General features: G+C 58.8%; 3 protein-coding genes. All 3 read left to right on the top strand.

The annotated features are described in order from the left end of the window. Positions 1–880, top strand: an 880-nt coding sequence (locus M3O22_02855; GenBank protein MDP9195698.1) for a nicotinate phosphoribosyltransferase, incomplete at its 5' end; no start/stop codon positions are given. Positions 881–941: 61 nt separating this feature from the next. After that, positions 942–1,493: a DUF1287 domain-containing protein gene (locus M3O22_02850; protein MDP9195697.1), complete on the top strand. Its 552-nt coding sequence runs from the start codon at positions 942–944 to the stop codon at positions 1,491–1,493. A gap of 93 nt (positions 1,494–1,586) precedes the next feature. Next, the coding region (locus M3O22_02845; protein MDP9195696.1) for a hypothetical protein at positions 1,587–1,971 on the top strand (385 nt) is incomplete at its 3' end.

Genomic DNA, 1,971 nt, shown 5'->3' with positions numbered 1-1,971 from the left:
GTACTTCACAGGCCCTTTCATCGGTCTGGTCGAACTGGAAACCCTGTTCCTGATGAAGCTGGGGTCTGCCTGCGTTGCGGCGTATAACGCCTCCATCATGTGCGATGATCTGCCGCGGGTGGCCTTTCTGGCCATGGATGCGCGTCACTGCGCCGGCACGGAAATGGCAGAGCTGATGGCCTATGCGGCCAGCGTGGGGTCGGCCCGGGCGACGCGTGAGGCCAACGCTGTGGGCTTTGTTGGCAACGCTACGGATGCTACGGCCCATTTCTTCGGACAGGAGAAGGGACGGGGCACCATGCCCCACGCCCTGATCGGCTATGCGGGATCCACGGTCCGGGCGGCGGAAATGTACCGGGAAACATTTCCGGATGAATCTCTGACCGTGCTGATCGACTATTTCGGGCAGGAAATCACGGACAGTCTGGCAGTCTGCCGGCGCTTTCCGGATCTGGCGGCGGAAGGCCAGCTTTCGCTGCGAATCGACACCCCCGGCAGCCGGTATGCCGAGGGGCTGGACCACCGCTCCTCCTACGCTGTTCTGGAAAAGCACGCACCGCAGGCCCTGCGCGGCTATCGGGACGAGGCCCAGCTGCGCCACCTGGTGGGCATGGGCGTGTCCGCTGCGGCCATCATCAGCCTGCGCAATGCCCTGGACGAAGCCGGGTTCGGCAAGGTGAAGATTGTGGCCACCAGCGGCTTCAGTCCGGCCAAGTGCCGCATTATGGCTGAAGCGCGGGTGCCGGTGGATGTCATCGGCACCGGGTCTTACCTGCCCGAGACATGGACGGAAACCTATGCCACCGCGGACATCATCGAATACAACGGCGAAAAGCGGGTCAAGCTGGGCCGTGAGTTCCTGTTCCGGGATGGTACATAAAACCGTGAAATACCTTCGTGTCTTTCTTTGTCTCTCCGTGCTGTTCCTGTCGCACGGGACGATGGCCGGGGAAAGCCCTCCATCACGGCTTGTAAAGGCAGCGCTTGAACAGACACGGCAGAATGTCAGGTACGATGGCCGCTATTTTGTGATGGGCTATCCGGGTGGGGATGTGCCGGCCCATCTGGGGGTGTGCACGGATGTGGTGATCCGGGGCTACCGGGCGCTGGGGATTGATCTTCAGAAGCTGGTGCATGAGGACATGAAAGCCCACTTTGGTCTTTACCCGAAAAACTGGGGGTTGAAGCGGCCGGACACCAATATCGACCACCGGCGCGTGCCCAACCTGCAGGTTTTTTTCAAAAGGTTTGGAAAGGCGTTGCCGGTTTCGCAGGATCCCGTCGTCTACAGGTCGGGAGATTTGGTTACATGGAATTTAAGAAGAGATGGTGGCGATCTGTCCCATATCGGCATCGTGACCGACCGGCGGTCGGCGGAGGGCAAACGCCCCCTGATCGTCCACAACATCGGCCCGGGGCCCAGGCTGGAAGACATGCTGTTCGACTATAAAATCACTGGCCATTACCGGTACGGGCTGTCTGCTGCGCCATAGCTTTACTTCCAAATAGTTTTACTTCCAAAAGGTATGAATGGCTTTCAATGGTATGGGCTATGGTCAGCTCCTCGATAAACAGGGGAATCGCTCATGTCTTTTTCATGGAGTTCACTGAAATCTTTTGTGGTGCTCGCCGCCGTTTCGCTGTCGCCAGAGGTGATGGCGCAGGGCGTTGCGGGCGATAACGCGCGGGTGATGGAGAAGATCACGCAGGATCCCCGATGGAAGGTCCTGGAAAGAGAGGTCTATAATCTTCTGGCGGACTATTACACGAAGGGGAATCTGGAATGGCAGGCCGATGGGCTGAAACGGCTGCCCCGGAAGGTTGTCGCCCTTGTCGAAAAGTACGGAAGACCATATCAGGACAGGGATGATGTCGTCATTCTTGACGACGCCTTGCAGAAGCTCAGGTTCGGTTATCCGTCACAGCCCGGGTCCGGAAAGGAAACAGTTCTGGCGCTCCGGTATTGTGTCG

The organism is Pseudomonadota bacterium (assembly GCA_030775045.1).
Taxonomy (GTDB): domain Bacteria; phylum Pseudomonadota; class Alphaproteobacteria; order JALYJY01; family JALYJY01; genus JALYJY01.
The sequence above is the reverse complement of the archived record's forward strand: the minus strand, read 5'-3'. Positions and strand labels throughout refer to the sequence as shown.

Coding starts and splice junctions, on each gene's coding strand:
- M3O22_02850 (MDP9195697.1), top strand. CDS start 942: ATGGCCGGGGAAAGCCCTCCATCACGGCTTGTAAAGGCAGCGCTTGAA.